General features: G+C 67.1%; 19 protein-coding genes. 7 read left to right on the top strand and 12 right to left on the bottom strand.

All coding sequences use genetic code 11. The features are described from left to right. Window positions 1–160 precede the first annotated feature (160 nt). On the bottom strand, window positions 161–757 hold the full coding sequence (locus PI990_RS25580) for a hypothetical protein (RefSeq protein ID WP_271658868.1): 597 nt from the start codon (window positions 755–757) through the stop codon (window positions 161–163). A gap of 190 nt (window positions 758–947) precedes the next feature. Continuing rightward, window positions 948–1,571: a hypothetical protein gene (locus tag PI990_RS25575; protein WP_184487542.1), complete on the bottom strand. Its 624-nt coding sequence runs from the start codon at window positions 1,569–1,571 to the stop codon at window positions 948–950. Window positions 1,572–1,750: 179 nt separating this feature from the next. Here PI990_RS25575 and PI990_RS25570 point away from each other — a divergent pair, with 179 nt between their 5' ends. Next, window positions 1,751–2,410 carry an EndoU domain-containing protein gene (locus tag PI990_RS25570; protein WP_184487543.1) on the top strand — a complete coding sequence of 220 codons (660 nt, stop codon included), beginning with the start codon at window positions 1,751–1,753 and terminating at the stop codon, window positions 2,408–2,410. 43 nt (window positions 2,411–2,453) lie between these two features. Here the strand turns inward: PI990_RS25570 and PI990_RS25565 are convergent, their stop codons facing one another. Both PI990_RS25565 and PI990_RS25560 read right to left on the bottom strand, forming a co-directional pair. Then, entirely contained in the window at window positions 2,454–3,035 is a 582-nt protein-coding gene (locus PI990_RS25565; protein WP_021217082.1) for an RNA polymerase sigma factor, read from the bottom strand. 414 nt (window positions 3,036–3,449) lie between these two features. After that, window positions 3,450–3,755: a c-type cytochrome gene (locus tag PI990_RS25560; protein ID WP_271658867.1), complete on the bottom strand. Its 306-nt coding sequence runs from the start codon at window positions 3,753–3,755 to the stop codon at window positions 3,450–3,452. Window positions 3,756–3,949: 194 nt separating this feature from the next. Here PI990_RS25560 and PI990_RS25555 point away from each other — a divergent pair, with 194 nt between their 5' ends. From PI990_RS25555 to PI990_RS25530, 6 genes are all read left to right on the top strand, one after another. Beyond that, window positions 3,950–4,747 (top strand): CbbQ/NirQ/NorQ/GpvN family protein, encoded by a 798-nt coding sequence (locus PI990_RS25555; RefSeq protein ID WP_271658866.1) that lies wholly within the window; start codon window positions 3,950–3,952, stop codon window positions 4,745–4,747. Next, window positions 4,731–5,324, top strand: a complete 594-nt coding sequence (locus PI990_RS25550) for a cytochrome c oxidase subunit 3 (protein WP_271658865.1) — start codon at window positions 4,731–4,733, stop codon at window positions 5,322–5,324. The genes PI990_RS25555 and PI990_RS25550 overlap by 17 nt, the downstream gene beginning before the upstream one ends. Next, window positions 5,321–5,569: a cytochrome C oxidase subunit IV family protein gene (locus tag PI990_RS25545; protein WP_271658864.1), complete on the top strand. Its 249-nt coding sequence runs from the start codon at window positions 5,321–5,323 to the stop codon at window positions 5,567–5,569. The genes PI990_RS25550 and PI990_RS25545 overlap by 4 nt, the downstream gene beginning before the upstream one ends. Window positions 5,570–5,683: 114 nt before the next feature. After that, window positions 5,684–6,124, top strand: a complete 441-nt coding sequence (locus tag PI990_RS25540; RefSeq protein ID WP_031286928.1) for a c-type cytochrome — start codon at window positions 5,684–5,686, stop codon at window positions 6,122–6,124. A gap of 2 nt (window positions 6,125–6,126) precedes the next feature. Further along, window positions 6,127–7,545 (top strand): cbb3-type cytochrome c oxidase subunit I, encoded by a 1,419-nt coding sequence (locus PI990_RS25535; protein WP_021217076.1) that lies wholly within the window; start codon window positions 6,127–6,129, stop codon window positions 7,543–7,545. Between the two features lie 128 nt (window positions 7,546–7,673). Beyond that, on the top strand, window positions 7,674–9,521 hold the full coding sequence (locus PI990_RS25530; RefSeq protein WP_271658863.1) for a nitric oxide reductase activation protein NorD: 1,848 nt from the start codon (window positions 7,674–7,676) through the stop codon (window positions 9,519–9,521). Between the two features lie 160 nt (window positions 9,522–9,681). Here the strand turns inward: PI990_RS25530 and PI990_RS25525 are convergent, their stop codons facing one another. The 8 genes from PI990_RS25525 to PI990_RS25490 all read right to left on the bottom strand — a co-directional run bounded on the left by PI990_RS25525 (window position 9,682) and on the right by PI990_RS25490 (window position 16,705). Beyond that, window positions 9,682–9,867 (bottom strand): protein DnrP, encoded by a 186-nt coding sequence (locus tag PI990_RS25525; RefSeq protein ID WP_184487549.1) that lies wholly within the window; start codon window positions 9,865–9,867, stop codon window positions 9,682–9,684. 3 nt (window positions 9,868–9,870) lie between these two features. Continuing rightward, complete coding sequence (locus tag PI990_RS25520; protein WP_184487550.1) at window positions 9,871–10,554, bottom strand: Crp/Fnr family transcriptional regulator; 684 nt, start codon at window positions 10,552–10,554, stop codon at window positions 9,871–9,873. Window positions 10,555–10,655: 101 nt separating this feature from the next. Then, complete coding sequence (ytfE, locus tag PI990_RS25515) at window positions 10,656–11,327, bottom strand: iron-sulfur cluster repair protein YtfE (RefSeq protein WP_271658862.1); 672 nt, start codon at window positions 11,325–11,327, stop codon at window positions 10,656–10,658. Between the two features lie 93 nt (window positions 11,328–11,420). Beyond that, the gene (locus PI990_RS25510; RefSeq protein ID WP_021217071.1) at window positions 11,421–12,149 is read right to left on the bottom strand and encodes a Crp/Fnr family transcriptional regulator; all 729 of its coding nucleotides are present in this window, start codon (window positions 12,147–12,149) and stop codon (window positions 11,421–11,423) included. Window positions 12,150–12,214: 65 nt separating this feature from the next. Continuing rightward, window positions 12,215–13,027, bottom strand: a complete 813-nt coding sequence (locus PI990_RS25505; protein ID WP_271658861.1) for a formylglycine-generating enzyme family protein — start codon at window positions 13,025–13,027, stop codon at window positions 12,215–12,217. A gap of 57 nt (window positions 13,028–13,084) precedes the next feature. Then, entirely contained in the window at window positions 13,085–14,233 is a 1,149-nt protein-coding gene (gene nirK / locus PI990_RS25500) for a copper-containing nitrite reductase (RefSeq protein WP_442969302.1), read from the bottom strand. A gap of 367 nt (window positions 14,234–14,600) precedes the next feature. After that, window positions 14,601–15,485 (bottom strand): TIGR02285 family protein, encoded by an 885-nt coding sequence (locus tag PI990_RS25495; protein WP_271658860.1) that lies wholly within the window; start codon window positions 15,483–15,485, stop codon window positions 14,601–14,603. 20 nt (window positions 15,486–15,505) lie between these two features. Then, the gene (locus tag PI990_RS25490; RefSeq protein ID WP_184487556.1) at window positions 15,506–16,705 is read right to left on the bottom strand and encodes a CaiB/BaiF CoA transferase family protein; all 1,200 of its coding nucleotides are present in this window, start codon (window positions 16,703–16,705) and stop codon (window positions 15,506–15,508) included. Window positions 16,706–17,037: the final 332 nt, after the last annotated feature.

Below are 17,037 nucleotides of genomic sequence, written 5' to 3'. Positions count from 1 at the left end.
GGCACCTGCCTGGGCAGGCGTTGATAATGGAGCAGGAACGGCCACGTTGCCGAGTAATTGTGAGCGTCGTAGCCCGGGCTTCAGCCCGGGAGCCCGCTCAACGAAAAAAGCCCCCAGCGATCACTCGCCGGGGGCTTTTTCATGCAGGGTCGAGCGGGCTTCAGCTTGCGTTGAAGTCGAAACGCCACGGGCCGTTCGGGTGGCTCAGGGTCACATCCACTTCGGTGGCGGTGATGGGCGCCACGTACTGGGTCATGTCCGAAAAGTTCTGCACGATGTAGGTCTGTCCGATCATGGGCGGTGTGGCCACCATGAAGTAGAAATTGGGCTGGTACTCGAAGCCCACGGTCATGTTCGGGTCCACATAGGGCATGGCGACCACTGGGCGGTCGTTGACGTACCAGTTGTTGTCGAACGGGATGTAGGGAGTGCTCTGGTTGATCACGCCGGATTGCTGCGGAGTGAGCGTTTGCGATCCCGGCAGCCGCGACATTTCAACGGGGCTGACCGCCTGCAGCATATCGCTGGAAAGGGACGATATGCCAAGGGGCGACGGGTTGACGACCTTCCTGGCGATGCTGGAAATGTCGGTCTCGATCACCGCCTCGTAGACAACCGGCTCGGTTGCCCCGGCCGCCCCGCTGAGCACCTGCCAGGCGCTGGGTTGGTAATCGGCTTGCGCGGTCTGCAGCTTCAGGAAGACCCGCATGGTCTTGCCCTCGATGTCGTCGTCGGAGTTCACGTTGAACGTGGCCATGGTCCCTTTCTCCTGGGTTCCCTGAACGCCCCAGCGGATGCCGTGGCAGGTGTTGATAATGGAACAGGAACAGCCACTTTGCCGATTAATTGTGAGCGTCGTAGCCCGGGCTTCAGCCCGGTAGCCCGCTGAAGGAAAAGCCCCCGGCGATCGCTCGCCGGGGGCTTTTTCATGCAGGGTCGAGCGGGCTTCAGCGCGACAGGAAGTCGAAGGTCCACAGGCCGTTCGGGCGGCTCAGGGTCACGTCCACTTCGGTGGCGGTGATGGGCGCCACGTACTGGGTCATGTCCGAGAAGTTCTGCACGATGTAGGTCTGCCCGATCATGGGCGGCGTGGCCACCATGAAGTAGAAATTGGGCTCGTACTCGAAGCTCACGGTCATGCGCGAGTCCACCTTGGGCATGGTCACCACCGGGCGGCCGTTGACGTACCAGTTGCTGTCGAACTGGATGTAGGGGTTGGTCTTGTTGATCACGCCGCACTGCTGCGGGGTGAGTTTTTCCTGGGCCAGCGAGGTGGCCGCCGGCTCCAGCTGCGGCGACAGGCCGCCGGGGCTGACGGCCTGCAACAGGCCGCCGGGCAGGGTGGCCTTGCGCCCGGAGACGATCAGGTTGCCGGCCTTCTCGCCATTGCTGGAGACGTCGGTCTCGATCACCGCCTCGTAGTCGAACGACTCGGTCGCCCCGGCCGAGCCGGTGAGCACCTGCCAGGCGTGGATGCGGTAGTCGCGCTGCGGGTTCTGCGGCTTGAGGAAGACCAGCACGGTCTTGCCCTCCATGTCGTCGACAGCGAAGTTCACGTTGAAAGTAGTCATGGTTCCCTTCTCCTTGGTTCCGTTACGGCCCCGACACCTGTCCGGGCCTGCTTCCATGACGGCCGACCCGTCGACCTGTGAAGTCCTTTCACGGCGCGCCGGGGCGGCGTCACGGATGCGGCGGCCTCCCGTCATTGCTGCTGGGCACCTTCCGCCCAGCCAAGTAAAGGAGATTCGCCATGGAATGCTTCAAGAGAACCCTGCCCCTGGGGCTGCTGGCTGCCTGCTGCAGCCTGCCGGCCCTCGCCCAGATCAACTGCACAGCCAATGCGCCCGGGGTCAACCCGCTGCCGGTGCAGATAGGCGGTGGACTGCCCAATAGCCGGATAAACCCCCAGATCAACCAGCGCCATATCTTTTGCGGTGAGATCAACGGGGCGGGCGCAGCGGTGGGCTTTCACTCCCGCCCCGGCAACCATGATCCGGTCCTGGGAGGTCCCGCAGCGCCTTTCGCTGCACGCATTACTGCGGGGCGAGATTTCTTCGTGCAGCCAGGCATCAACCACCCCGCGCCATATCGATACCTCGGTCGTGGCATCCAGGTGGCCAATGCTGGAGTCTGGGTGCCCAAGGCGGGGGCTGGAGTCTCGACCTTCTACCCCGACAGTTGCACCCAGGTGCAGGTCGTCGAATCGATCCGCTACGCCTACACCCACCCCATCCAGGGCGTGGGCCCTGTTGGCGGCCCCAATTTCTTCACCGGGCCTTCAGCACCTTCGGTGGGGGCTGTGAACTACTGCGTTGGCGAAAACGGCTACCCCTTCACCATCGGCGGCTACCTCAACAACATCGGGGGGCTCTGGACCATCAACAGCGCCTACCCCATCGGCAACTTCTGATCGGTCGGCCCGCCCCTATGGGGCGGGCTTTCCGCTTCACCTCTCAGCCCTCGTTACCCGCCTCGCACAGGGTGCCCAGCCAGTCCCGCAACTGCCGGCGCGCCAGCTGCACGCGCTTGCGCAGGTTGGGCTCGCTGACGTGCAGCAGGCCGGCCAGGTCCACGTACTCCACACCGCAGATGCAGTGCTGCTCCAGGGCCTGGCCGAGTTTGGGCGGCAGCCGGTGCAGCGCCTTGTCCAGCACCTCCACCGCCTCCTGCAGGCAGGCCTGGCGCTCGGGGCCGAGCTGCTGCGGCTGCCAGGCGGCGTTGTCGTGCAACTGCTGGTCGAGCCAGTCGAGGTTGCAGGTCGAGGGTGTGCTGCGCAGCCGGTCGATGCAGTGGTTGCTGGCCACCCGACGCAGCCAGGCCGGCACGTTATCCACAGCCTCCAGCCGCCCGGGTTCGCGCAGCAGCAGGGTGAACAGGCGCAGGCGCAGCTCGCTGAGGGCGTCCTCCGCATCGTGGGGATTGCGCGTCAGCTGCTGGCAGCGCTTGCGCATCAGGGGTTCGTGGTCGATGAGAAATTTCCATAGCAGTCTCCGCTGCGTGCCCTGCTCCAGGCTCGCGTCCAGGTTGCTCGCCATAACCATTCCTTGATCCTTCTAAATGCCGGTGGCGACGGTGCTGCACTGGCAGTCCTTGCCAGACCGGCCGGAGCAAGCAGGACGAAGGCGTGCCCGGGTTTGTGAAGGGGTTTCTAACAGGCGAGGCGAGCGCTGCGGCTATGACGAGAGGTGATTTCAGGCGCAGGGGCCGGGGCAGGGCGATCAGGGCGTGACGGCTTTCGTAGGATGGCGTAGAGCGAAGCGAAACCCATGGGGCGGGGAGCGGCAGGCGGAACTCCAGCAATGCCCGGGGTGATGCTATCGAACGATGGGAACCGGAGAAGGCGAGGGTGGCCATGGTGGGCGAGCAGCGCCCACCACTGAACCAGGAGGCTCAGCCGGCCATTGAGGGGAAGCGGCCAACGCCAGGTGCGTCGACCGCATGCAGCGGGGTTACTGGAGGGTGACGATCCACTCGGCGAGGGCCTTGGCCTCTGCCTCGCTGACGGCGTTGGCCGGCATCGGGATGGGGCCCCACACGCCCTTGCTGCCGGTGAGGATGCTGTGGCTGATATGCGCTGCGCCGTCGGCGCCGTACTTGGCCGCCACCTTCTGGAAGGGTGGGCCCAGCACCTGCTTGTCGATGGCATGGCAGGCCACGCACGACTTGGCCTTGAACAGCTTTTCACCGGGGCTGGCCATGGCGTTGGCCTGGGCCAGCAGCCCGCCGAGCAGCAGGGCAACCAGTGCTTTGTTCATGAACGTCTCCTCAGGGCTGGGCGCCTGTGCGCCGGTCGGTTGCGCCGGTTTTTCCCGGCGTCTGCGGCGATTCTAGGAGCGCTCCGCTGGGGCACCGCTTGATGGCGATCAAGAACTTCGCGCATCGCGCTTGAGCCCCTCGGCGCGGCTGGCTAGCGTGCCCAGCCGTAACCCGAACGGAGAATCGCCCCGCCATGAACGCCCCTGTCCAGAACACCCCGCCGCTCTTCTACCAGCCGACCGGCAACGAGGTGGCGCTCTTCACCGAGGCCGCCGCCCAGGGCATGCCGGTGCTGATCAAGGGCCCCACCGGTTGCGGCAAGACCCGCTTCGTCCAGCACATGGCCCAGCGCCTGAACCGACCGCTGTACACCGTGGCCTGCCACGACGACCTGTCGGCGGCGGACCTGGTCGGCCGCCACCTGATCGGCAGCGACGGCACCTGGTGGCAGGACGGCCCGCTGACCCGCGCGGTGCGCGAGGGCGGCATCTGCTACCTCGACGAAGTGGTGGAAGCGCGCCAGGACACCGTGGTGGTGCTGCACCCCCTGGCGGACGATCGCCGCGAACTGTTCATCGAGCGCACCGGCGAATCCCTGGTGGCACCGCCCGGCTTCATGCTGGTGGTGTCGTACAACCCCGGCTACCAGAACCTGCTCAAGGGCATGAAGCCCAGCACCCGCCAGCGCTTCGTCGCCCTGCGCTTCGACTACCCGACGCCCGACGCGGAAGCCGGCATCATCGTCCGCGAAGCCGGTGTCGCGCCGGATCTGGCGCAGCGCCTGGTGCAACTGGGTACCGCCCTGCGCCGGCTCGGCCGCCAGGAACTGGAAGAGGTCTGCTCCACGCGCCTGCTGGTGCTCGCTGCACGCCTGCTCAACGCTGGCGTGGCCCCCCGTGACGCCTGCCGGGCCGCTCTGGCCGAACCGCTGTCGGATGATGAAGCCACGGTGGCAGCGTTGATGGACCTGGTCGATGTCCACTTCGCCTGAGGCCGCTGCCAGCGCCCGGCACTTGCCGGGCGACCTGGCGATGTGGTTCTTCATCCTCGCCGAGCTGACCGTCTTCGCCATCCTCATCGTCGCCTTCGCCGTGGCCCAGCGCCTGGACGTGGAAGGCTTCCGCGCCGGCCGTGCGCAGCTGGACCTGTCCATCGCCCTGGCCTTGACCCTGACGCTGCTCAGCGCCGGTTTCTGCGCGGCCCTGGCGGTGCTACGGGTGCGTCGCCAGCGGCAGGGCCAGGCGGCCATCCTGCTGGGTGTCGCGGTGCTGCTGGGACTGGTCCATGTGGCATTGAAAGCCTCCGAGTACCACCACCTCGCCACGCTCGGACTGGGCCTGGAATACAGCACCTTCTTCACCCTGTTCTGGCTGATCACCGGCTTCCACTTCCTGCATGTGTGGCTGGGGTTGGTGATCCTCGGCTGGATGCTCCTGCGCTGCCTGCGCGGCGCGTATCGCGACGGCGAACTCGGCGGGCTGGAATCCGGCGCGCTGTATTGGCACATGGTCGACCTGGTCTGGGTGGTGCTGTTCCCGCTGGTCTACGTACTGGCGCCCGGGCCATGAAGGCGCTGCTATTCGCCTGGCTGGCGATGCTGCCCATGTCCGTCGCCGGGGTCTGGCTGGGGCATCGCGAGCCCGCCGCGCTGTTACCGGTGGCGGCGATCCTCCTGCTCGGCCTGGGCAAGGCCTGGCTCATCGCCCTGCGCTTCATGGAACTGGGGCACGGCCCTCGGCTGTGGCGTTCGCTGCTGCTCGGCTGGCCGCTGCTGCTCAGCGGGGTGATCTTCGCCCTGCACGCAATGCCCTGATTCTCCTCAGGAAAAATACCTGACTGGAACAATCGGTCTTTCTTGATTGCCATCAAGCGAGGTGCCTGGGCGCGGTTCCTACAATGGCCACGCAACCGTGACCCAGGAGGGCCCATGTCAGAGACATTCACTAAAGGTATGGCGAGGAACATCTACCTGGGAGGAGGCGTTTTCTTCTTCCTGGTATTCCTCGCCCTGACCTATCACACAGAGACCACCTTCCCCAAACGCACCCACCAGGGCGCGCTCACCGAGTCGGTGGTGCGCGGCAAGCTGGTGTGGGAGCAGAACAACTGCGTCGGCTGCCATTCCATCCTCGGCGAGGGCGCCTACTTCGCGCCGGAACTGGGCAACGTGGTGATCCGCCGGGGCGGTGACGAAGCCTTCGACACCTTCCTCGCGGCCTGGATGAAGATGCAGCCGCTGGGCGTGCCCGGCCGCCGGCAGATGCCGCAGTTCAACCTCAGCGACCAGGAGGTGTCCGACCTCGCCGCGTTCCTGCGCTGGACCTCGAAGATCGATACCAACAACTGGCCGCCGAACAAGGAGGGTTGATCATGACCCCGGGCAATCCCTACCTGAAATTCGCCTCGCAGGCGGTCGCCAAACCGTACTTCGTGTTCGCCCTGATGCTCTTCGTCGGGCAGATCCTCTTCGGCCTGATCATGGGCCTGCAGTACGTGGTCGGTGACTTCCTGTTCCCGCTCATCCCCTTCAACGTCGCCCGCATGGTGCACACCAACCTGCTGATCGTCTGGCTGCTGTTCGCCTTCATGGGGGCGGCCTACTACCTGATCCCCGAAGAGGCCGACCGCGAGCTGTACAGCCCGAAACTGGCCATCGTGCTGTTCTGGGTGTTCGCCGCCGCCGGCGTGCTGACCATCCTCGGCTACCTGCTGGTGCCCTATGCGGGCCTGGCGAAGATGACCGGCAACGAGCTGCTGCCGACCATGGGCCGGGAGTTCCTCGAACAGCCCACCATTACCAAGATGGGCATCGTGGTCGTCGCGCTGGGCTTCCTCTTCAACATCGGCATGACCCTGCTCAAGGGCCGCAAGACCGCCGTCAGCGTGGTCATGATGACCGGCCTGGTGGGCCTTGCCGTGTTCTTCCTGTTCTCCTTCTACAACCCGGAGAACCTGGCCCGCGACAAGTACTACTGGTGGTGGGTCGTGCACCTGTGGGTGGAAGGCGTGTGGGAACTGATCATGGGCTCGATGCTGGCCTTCGTGCTGATCAAGATCACCGGCGTCGACCGCGAAGTGGTGGAGAAGTGGCTCTACGTGATCATCGCCATGGCCCTGATCACCGGCATCATCGGCACCGGCCACCACTACTTCTGGATCGGCGCTCCGACCGTCTGGCTGTGGCTCGGCTCGATCTTCTCCGCGCTGGAACCGCTGCCGTTCTTCGCCATGGTGCTGTTCGCCTTCAACATGGTCAGGCGCCGTCGCCGTGAGCACCCCAACAAGGCCGCCTCGCTCTGGGCCCTGGGCACCACCGTCACCGCCTTCCTCGGCGCCGGCGTCTGGGGCTTCCTGCACACCCTGGCACCGGTCAACTACTACACCCACGGTTCGCAGCTCACCGCCGCCCACGGCCACCTGGCCTTCTACGGCGCCTACGCGATGATCGTCATGACCATGATCAGCTACGCCATGCCGCGCCTGCGGGGTATCGGCGAAGCACCCGATGCCCGCGCCCAGAGCCTGGAGATCTGGGGCTTCTGGCTGATGACCATCTCCATGTTGCTGATCACCCTGCTGCTCACCGCCGCCGGCATCGTGCAGATCTGGCTGCAGCGCATGCCGGCCGATGGCGCCGCGCTGCCGTTCATGGCCACGGTCGACCAGCTCAAGGTGTTCTTCTGGCTGCGCCTGTACGCCGGCGTAGGCTTCCTCATCGGGCTCATCTGCTACCTGTTCAGCTTCCGTCAGCGCGGCCGCGTCGCCGTGGGGGAGGTGCAGATGAACTGAGGGTCTACCGATCCGGGCCCGTCCTTCTGCGACGGGCCTTTCGCGTTATCGCAGCCACCGGCAGGCCGCATCTGCCGGTGGCTCGAATCACTCCTTACCCCCAACCCTCTCCCAGGAGGCAGGTGCCCATGACCCTTCACCTCGAAGTCGAAGAAGGCTTCGGCCGCGCCTGGCACCGCTTCATCACCCGCCGTGCCAGCCCCGAATTCGACGAGGCGGCCGTGCCCCTGGACGCCATGCGCCGCAGCCTGCTCCTGCTGTTCCGGGGCACCGGCGGCGAGGCCGGTGTCGGTGTGGAAGCGGCCAGCGCCCGCGAGCTGCTGGTGCGCCGCAGCCTGCTGCAACAGGTGGCCGGCACCTGCCAGCAGTTGCCCGTGGCCTGGTTCGATGCCGACTCCCTGCGCCTGCCCGCGCAGCTGGCCGTCTACCCCGATGCCGAACTGAACCGCGAGCTGTACCGCTGGCTGGCGCTGCTGGCCGCCCACAGCCAGCCGATGCGCCACTGGGCGCGGGACAACCAGGCCTGGACCCTCGCCGTGCTGCAGCGCTACCCGCTGCTGCGCCCGCGCTACCAGCGCCTGGTGGAGGCGCTGCTGAGCCTGCGCCCCGATCCTGCCGCCTTGCCCCCCGCCGAAGCGGCCCTGGAGCGCGCGCTGCAACAGGCCCTGCACAAGCCGGGCAGCCTCGAGCGCCTGCCGCGCAGCGAGAAGGCCCCCTGGCCGCTGCCGCTATGGCTCTACCCGCCGCAACGCCTGGCCGCGCCACAGCACGCCGAGCTGGTGGAGGGCGACGAGCAGGGCCGCTCCGCCCACAGCGAGGCCAAGGGCCAGGCACGCAAACGGGCCGAACGCACCGGGCAGGACCCCGGTCGCGGTGGCTTGCTGCTGTTCCGTCTGGAGAACCTGTTCAGCTGGTCCGAGCACGTCGAGCTGGACCGCGCCGGTGACGACAGCGAAGACCTCGATGCGGCCAAGGTCGCGGACGATCTGGACCACCTCAGCCTGTCGCGGCAGCGGCAGAAGAAGGGCGGCGGGCTGAAGCTCGACCTCGACCTGCCCGCCGCCGAGTTCGATGACATTCCCCTGGGCGAAGGCATCCGCCTGCCGGAGTGGGACCATCGCCGCCAGCAGCTGCTCGCCGACCATGTCTGCCTGCAGCCGATGCTGCCGCGTGATGCCCAGCCGGCACCGTTGCCGGATGCCCTGGCGGCCATCGCACGGCGCCTGCGCCGGCAGTTCGAAAGCCTGCGCCAGCAGCCGCAGTGGCTGCATCGCCAGCCCCAGGGCACGGAGCTCGACCTAGACGCCTGGCTGGACTTCAGCGTCGAGCGGCGCCTGGGGGCGTGCAGCGAGCCGGGGCTGTTCCGCGAACGCCGGCAGGCCCGACGTGACCTCGCCTGCCTGCTGTTGGCGGACCTGTCCATGTCCACCGATGCGCACATCGACAACCAGCACCGGATCATCGACCTGATCAGCGACAGCCTGCTGCTGTTCGGCGAAGCGCTGCAGGCGGTGGGCGACCGCTTCGCGTTCTACGGCTTCTCCTCGCTGCGCCGCCACCAGGTGCGCATGACCCAGCTGAAGAGCTTCGATGAACGCCACGACGACCGCGTGCGCGGCCGCATCCGTGCATTGCGCCCTGGCTACTACACGCGCATGGGCGCCGCCATCCGCCGCGCCACGCAACTGCTGCTGGAGCGCAAGGAACGCCAGCGCCTGCTGCTGATCCTCACCGACGGCAAGCCCAATGACCTGGACCGCTACGAAGGCCGCTACGGCGTCGAAGACACCCGTCAGGCCGTGCTCGAAGCACGCCGCGCCGGGCTGCTGCCGTTCTGCATCACCATCGACCGCGAAGCGGCGGACTACCTGCCCTACCTGTTCGGCAGCCAAGGCCACCTGCTGATCAACGACCCGGCGCAACTCCCCGTGCGCTTGCCCCAGCTCTACCGCCAGCTCACCCAGCGGCAGGGTTGAAGCATCCCGCGGGCGGGGTCGTCAGGAGGCATTCGTAGGATGGGTCGGGCGGCGTTCCGCGAGGTACGAAACCCATGCTGCTTCGGCGCTCGGTCCTGATGGGTTTCGCGGTGCTCTACCCATCCTACGGGCTCGGTCTTGATGGGGTTCGCGGTGTTGGTCAGCGTGGCAGCCAGAGCATCATCGCCAGGCAGAACACCGCGAGCATCACGCAGTACCAGCGGAAGCGCTGCAGCCGGCGTTGGCGCGCCAGTGCCTGGCCGACCGGCAGCGACATGCCGCACTGGGGGCAGTCGTCGTCGTGGTCGTCGCCGCTTTCATGCTGGCAGTACAGGCACTGGCGCATGGCTTACTCGAACTGTTCCAGGCGGGGGATATCGAGCACCTGCACGGTGCGCCCGTCCAGGTCGATGATGTGCTCGTCGATCAGCCGGCGCAGCACGCGGGAGAAGGTTTCCGGCTGGATCGACAAGTGTCCGGCCACCAGTTGCTTGGCCATGGGCAGCTCGAAGCGGTGGGCCTCATCGCCCAGGTGGTTCAGCTGGGTCAGCAGGTAGCGCACCACGCGGTGGGTGGAGTTCTTCAGCGACAGCGTTTCGATTTCGTTGATCCGCCGGTGCAGGCGCACGCACAGGGTGGCGAGCAGGGAGAAGGGTAGCTGCGGGTTGCTGTGCAGCAGCTCCATGTAGGTGCGGTTGGCGAAGCGGTAGACCTGGGTGGGCTCCAGCGCCTGGGCCGAGGCCACGTAGTCGGGGGTGTCCATCAGCATCATGGCTTCGGCGAAGGTCTGCCGGCTGCCGACCACCTCCAGCACCTTCTCCTGGCCTTCCGGGGTCAGGCGGAAGATCTTCACCGCACCGGAGATCACGAAGTAGAACGCATGCGCCGGCTCGCCCTGGAGGAACAGCTTGTCGCCCTTCTCCAGGTTGAGCAGTGCGCTGCTGGCCAGCAGGTGCTCCAGCTGTTCCTCGTTGAGCACGTTGAACAGGTGGTGGCCACACAAAATCTGGTGGTGGACGCGATGCGCGTGCATGGCGGGGCGTTCCTGGGCAGGGGAAATCCCGCCAGTATGCACGCCGCCTCCCGAGGGGGTGATGAGGCAGGCTGTCACGGGTCGCACCTCCGGTGCGTTCTTCAGGCCGGGTGGTTGGCGCCGAGGAACAGCAGGTTGTTTTCCAGGTTGATGTGCTGCATCAGGTCGCGGCGCAGCGTCTCCAGCCCGCTGTAGAGGCGGCGCCAGCTGTTGCAGGCGTCGGCCGGCGGGGTGAGGTCGTCGGTCAGCTCGGCCAGCACCGCCAGGGACTGCGCATGCTCGTCGTGCTCATGGCGCATCACCCCGATCGGCCCCTGCACGTGGGCCAGCGGAATGCCCTGGCGCAACCAGGGGAACAGCACGCTTTCCTCCTTGCACATGTGCCACTCCAGCTCCTCCTGCATCGTCCTCAGGTGCGCGGTGAGCCCGGCTGGGCATTGTGGGTGGTCGGCGTGGGTCTTCTCGACGCGATCAGCCAGGGGGATCAGTGCCGGGAATTGTTCGCGGTGGACGGCGTGGTAGCGCTCGAGGATGTGGTCGATCAGCTCGGCGTTGCTGGTCAGGCGCCAGTCGACCTGGGGGCTGCCGGGCGGCAGCGCCTGCAGCTGCTCGGCGATGCGCTGGGCGTCGAGGCCCCGCTCGCGGGCCGCGTCGCCCAGGCTGCGCTGGCCGGCGCAGCAGAAGTCGAGCTTGTAGTCGTGGAACAGCGCGGTGCTGCCGGGCAGGCTGAAGCTCAGCTCGCTCAGGGTGCGTTCGGTGAGGTTGTCGTGCATGGCGGGCCTCCGATGGCGTGGGGCACGGCGGGGCAGGCGTCGTGGTGATGGCGGCAGTCTAGGGACGGCCCGCGCCGGGCGCCTTGATTGCAGTCAAGCGTCCTCGTGGGCGGGCTCCCGCTCGTCGCCACCGGCGATCTGCATCAGCCGCTGCGGGTTGCACACCAGCAGCTTCTGCCGGCCGCCCCGCACCAGGCCGCGATCCTCCCAGGCGCTGAGGATGCGCGAGACGGTGTGCAGGGTGGTGCCGGTCATCTCGGCGATGTCCTGGCGGCTGACCGGGAAGTCGATGCGGATGCCGTCCGCCTCCGGGCGCCCGGATTGCTGCACCAGGCGCAGCACGGTGTGGGCGACGCGGCGTTCCACCTCCTCGGTGGCCAGCTCGCAAAAGCGCACATGGGCTTCCTGCAGGCGCACGCCGATGGCCTGCACGGTGTTCAGGGCGAAGCCGGGGTGCCGGGCCAGCAGCGGTTCCCACTGGCGGGTCGGCCAGGCCAGGGCGAGGCTGTCCTGGGTGGCGCAGGCGGTGGCCGGGTAGTCGCCACGGCCCAGTGCGCGGACGAAGCCGAACAGGTCGCCCGGGTTGACCACCCGCACCAGCACGCGCTGGCCGTCGCCGGTGATCTGGCTGGCCTTGAGGCGACCATGCACCAGCAGGTAGAACGCCTCCGCCGGCGCTCCCTGTTCGAACACGGTGTCGCCGTTGTGCAGGCGCAGGATGGCGGCCTGGCTGAGGATGTCGTCCTGCTCTTCGCGGCTGCTGTTGGCGAAGGGCGGCAGGCTGGCGAGCCAGGCGCGGTTGAGGGCGAGATCGGCAGTCACGGCAATGATTCCCAAGGTTCCGCCGCAGCATAACCCCTAGGGCAGGCGGCAGAACTTGAGGGGGATCAAGGGATGTCCCTGAGCAGGCGGAAGCCCAGGTTGTCCGGCGGCTGGCCGGCGGCACAGCCACCGCCGCGGGCGTCCCGCACGAAGTCGTTGATGGCGGCGCGGTGGCGGCCTTCGGCGATGCGGATCGAGCAGGCATCGATGCGGCTGAGCTGCACGCCCTGGCTGTCCAGCTTGACCCGGTGGTGGCAGCTGTCGGTCCACTCCCAGACGTTGCCGGCGAGGTCGGCGATGCCGAATTCGTTGAGCCCGTGGCTGCCGCGCACCTGTGCCCGGGCCGATTCGGCGGTGCGCGTCTCGGCCTCGAAGCTGTAGCGCGCCAGCCAGCGCCGTGCCGGGTTGCTGCCATCGTCGTCGATGAGCAGGGCGTCGTCGGCCCAGCGCGAACCGGCGAAGAAGGCCCATTCGACATCGCTGGGCAGGCGCCAGCGCTGCCCGGTGCGGCGGGTCAGCCAGTCGGCATAGAACTGCGCGTCCAGCAGGCTCACGCCGGTGAGGGGCAGGTCGTCGCGGGGCGTGTCGCCTTCGCTCAGCGGCAGGCAGTCGCCATCGGCCACGCAGCGGGCGTATTCGCCCTGGCTGACCTGGTACTTCATCACCTCGAAGCTGGGCTGCACCTGCTCGCGTCGGGCAGGCGCATCGATGGCCCGCGCCTCCTGCCAGTAGTCGCCGGCGGGGCGGAAGGTGAAGGCACGGGCCGTCAGTGTCACCGTTTCCGGTGCCAGTTCGGGCTCGTGGCGGGGGGTGAGGAGCAGCACGGCTGCACCGAGCGCGAAGGCGACGGGCAGGCTGATCAGGGTGGCCTTGTGCATGGCGGTGGCGTCCGATGGCCAAGGGGGATGGCCGGCCCTCCCGGACCGGCCGGCGGCTTACTTGATCGGCGACGGCGGCTCGATCTGGCTCATCAGGTCGGCGTTCCATTCACCCTCGACCTGGAAGTGCGCGGTGGCACCCAGCAGCACACCCTCGATCAGGTTGTGGTTGAGGTAGGCGTACAGGCCCGGCTGGCGGAAGGTGTAGAGCGCCGCCCCGGCCGCGCCGCCCGGGATGAACCAGGTTTCCAGGTCTTCCTCCGGCGGGTTGTTGAACTTGCCGCTGGCCCAGACGTGGTCGCCGTGGCCGCCGATCAGGTGCGGGCGGGTATCGCGGTTGGCCTGGGAGTGGACGATCAGCACCGTCTCGCCGACGTTGGCCTTGAGCGCGTTCTTGCCGGTCAGCGCGCCGACCTTGCCGTTGAACACGATATGGCTGGGGATCAGCCCCTTCATCACCGCCTGCATGTCGACGAAGGTTTCCATCGGGCTGGCGTAGCGCTTGAACTTGCCGTCCTTGTCACGGGGGACGTAGAAGTCCTGCTCGCCGACGTAGAACACCTTGTCGTACTTCAGCGCCTTGCCGGCGCGGTCCTTCAGGCCGTCACGCGGGAGCACCATGATCGCGCCGTTCATGCCCGAGACCACGTGCCAGGGGATCATCGCTCCGCCCGGCGCGCAGTGGTAGACGAAGACGCCGGCGCGGGTCGCCTTGAAGCGCAGCTTCACCTGCTCGCCGGGGCTGACGATGGTCAGCGCACCGCCGCCCAGGGCGCCGGTGGCGGCATGGAAGTCGATGTTGTGGGCCATGCTGTTGCTGGCCGGGTTGACCAGGGTGAGTTCCACGTAGTCGTCCTGGTGCACCACCATCAGCGGCCCGGGCACCGAACCGTTGAAGGTCATGGCGTGGACCTCGGTGCCCTCGTCATCGAGCACCAGGGTCTTCTCTTCGATGGTCAGGGTGAACGCCACCACCTTCGGCTTGCCGCTGGCGCGCGCCTCATGGGCATGGACGAAGGGCGGCGCCACCAGCTCGACCTTGACCCGTTCCAGCCTGGACAGGTCGGGCGCCTTGCCCATGTTCTTCGGTGCCGGCTCGCCGGCCATCGCTTTGGCGCTGCCAAGTACCGAGCCGGTGACACCGAGCACCACCGCGCCTGCCAGCAGGGTACGGCGGGAAAGGGACAGCTCTTCCTGATCGTGCATGGTGCATCTCCGTAAAGGACGATTCGTCGTGGCTACAGAGATACCGCGTGGGTAGAAACGTTCTTTGAGCTGAGACAAACAAGCCTGCAACTGGACAACCTGTCGCAGGGGGAGATGTGCGTCAGGTCGCGTTTGTCGATCGATGTGCGCATCACTCGCGGTGCGCGCTGCGTCGCAGCGGCTTTCGTAGGATGTGTCGGGCGGCGTTCCGCGAGCGAAGCGAAACCCATCGCGCGGAGTTGCAGAAATCCTGAAGAACCCCGGAAAGCGCCGTGCTTGAGGGGAGCGCATCGAATCTATAGCAACGCATCAGCAAGGCTCGGCACTCAGCTGGGCTCAAAACCCTCCGGCAGCATAGTTTTGGGACTCAATCCTTCTCGAAAAAGCCCTTGGCGTCCTTCAGGTAGGCCTCGCGGGTGGGGCCGTCCAGCCAGCGGGCGTAGAGCTGGATCAGCTCCTCGCCGCGCAGCTCGCGGATCACCTCGTTTATCGCCTCGATGGCCTTCTTGCCTTCGGGCGTCTTCGAGCAGCCGACATGGGCCAGCAGGTAGCTGGGCATGCCCTGCACCGGGTAGAAGCGCAGGTTGGAGACCTCCATGCCCTCGGTCTCGGCCAGGTAGCGCACCTCGGGCCAGTAGCCGAGCAGTGCGCTGATGCGGCCGTGCTCCTGCATCTGCAACAGGCTGCCCAGGGCGTTGTTGCCGTGGTGCACCAGCAGGCGTTCGGGCGGGGCGGCATGCAGCGTGGCATCGATCGCCGGCCCGTAGCTGCGCTCCACCAGCACGCCGAGGCGCTGGTGCGAGTCGGCGAGAAAGGCCGCCAGGTCGATCTTGCCGTCGTGCAGGAAGGGCCGCATCTGCGCCTCCCGCTCCTGGCGCACCACCACGCCGTTGGTGACCACGCCCAGGGTGGGGATGGAGAAGTACATCAGCTGTTCGCGCTCCTGGGTCCTCAGCACCCCGGCGTCGCAGGTGAGGGTGTCGCGGGCGAACATCTGGTTGGCCCGGGCGCGGTTGACCCGGCTGTTGAGGTGGCGGTACTGCGGTAGCCGCTGCTGCAACAGGCCGAGCATGCGGTCGGCGATGCCCTGGCCCTTGAGCGGGCCCTCCATGATGTTGAACGGCGCCATGTCGCGCACCGTCCAGGTGATCAGCGGGGCGGGCTCGGCCAGGCAGGCGCCGGCTGCGCCCAGCAGCGCGCAACCGAGCAGGGCGCGGCGCAGGCGGGCGCGCAGCGATGGGGCGTGCCGCAAGGTGGGTGGCGTGCTGCGGTTCAGATGGCGCCTTCCTTGCGCAGGGTGTCGATGCGTCCCGCGTCGTAGCCGAGGCCGGCGAGCAGCTCGGCGGTGTGCTCGCCCAGCTCCGGGCCGACCCATTCGGCCGAGCCCGGCGTCGCCGAGAGCTTGGGCACGATGCCGGGCATGCGGAAGGGCTTGCCGTCCGGCAGGCGGGCCTGGAGGAACATCTCCCGGGCGATGAATTGCGGGTCGTTGAACATGTCTTCGGCGGAGTAGATGCGGCTGGCCGGCACCTCGGCGCGGGTCAGGGTCGCCAGCACCTGGTCCAGGGGCAGCGAGCCCACCCAGCGGTCGATTACCCCGTAGAGCTCGTCGCGGCGCGCATCGCGGCCATCGTTGCTGGCCAGGCTCGGGTCGGTGGCCAGGTCCTCGCGGTCGATGGCCAGCATGAAGCGGCGGAAGATCGCATCGCCGTTGGCGCCGATCTGTACGTGGCGGCCGTCGGCGCTGGTGTGGATGGAGGAGGGGGTGATGCCGGGCATGATGTTGCCGCTGCGCTCGCGGATGAAGCCGAACACGTCGAACTCCGGGACCATGCTTTCCATCATGGCGAACACCGCCTCGTACAGCGCCACGTCCACCACCTGGCCCTGGCCGCCGTTGACCTCGCGGTGACGCAGCGCCATGAGCGCGCCGATCACGCCCCAGAGCGCGGCGATGGAGTCGCCTATGGAGATGCCGGTGCGCACCGGCGGGCGGTCCTCGAAGCCGGTGATGTAGCGCAGCCCGCCCATGGATTCGCCCACCGCACCGAAGCCCGGCTGGTCCTTCATCGGCCCGCTCTGGCCGAAGCCGGAGAGACGCACCATCACCAGCTTCGGGTTCAGTGCGTGGATCACCTCCCAGCCGAGGCCGAGCTTCTCCAGCACGCCGGGGCGGAAGTTCTCGATAAGGATGTCCGCCTCGCCCAGCAGTTGCTTGAGGATGGCGATGCCGTCCGGGTGCTTGAGGTTGAGCGTCAGCGACTTCTTGTTGCGCGCCTGCACGAACCACCAGAGCGAGGTGCCCTCGTAAAGCTTGCGCCACTTGCGCAGCGGGTCGCCGCCATCGGGGGACTCGACCTTGATCACCTCGGCGCCGAACTCGGCGCACAGGCGCGAGGCGAAGGGGCCGGCGATCAGGGTGCCGAGTTCGATGACTTTCAATCCGGCGAGGGGCTTGGCGAGGGTATCCATGGCACATCCGTGGGGCAGGGAAAAATCCCGCGTAGCCTAGACCATTGCCCCGTTGCAGTGCAGCCGTCCGCCGGCTGCTTTTTCGTGAAACACGTCGGTCTTCGGTCCCTGTCCGCTTTCCAAGGGGACGTCACGGGGTTCTAATCCCTGGCGATACCCATCGCGCACATCGGAAACCAGGGACAGGTCCTCATGCTCGGCGCTCATCCCCACACCCTTCCAGAACCCTCCCGACCCGCTTCGGGGCTTAGTGCTGCGCGCCTTTTGCAGGGGCTCGCAAATATCACATGTGATGTATTGAAAGCTTACATGTGATGAATTATTCTGCGCCC

This window comes from Pseudomonas sp. TUM22785, assembly GCF_028198105.1.
GTDB lineage: Bacteria > Pseudomonadota > Gammaproteobacteria > Pseudomonadales > Pseudomonadaceae > Metapseudomonas > Metapseudomonas solani.
This window is presented reverse-complemented; position numbering and strand designations above follow the sequence as displayed.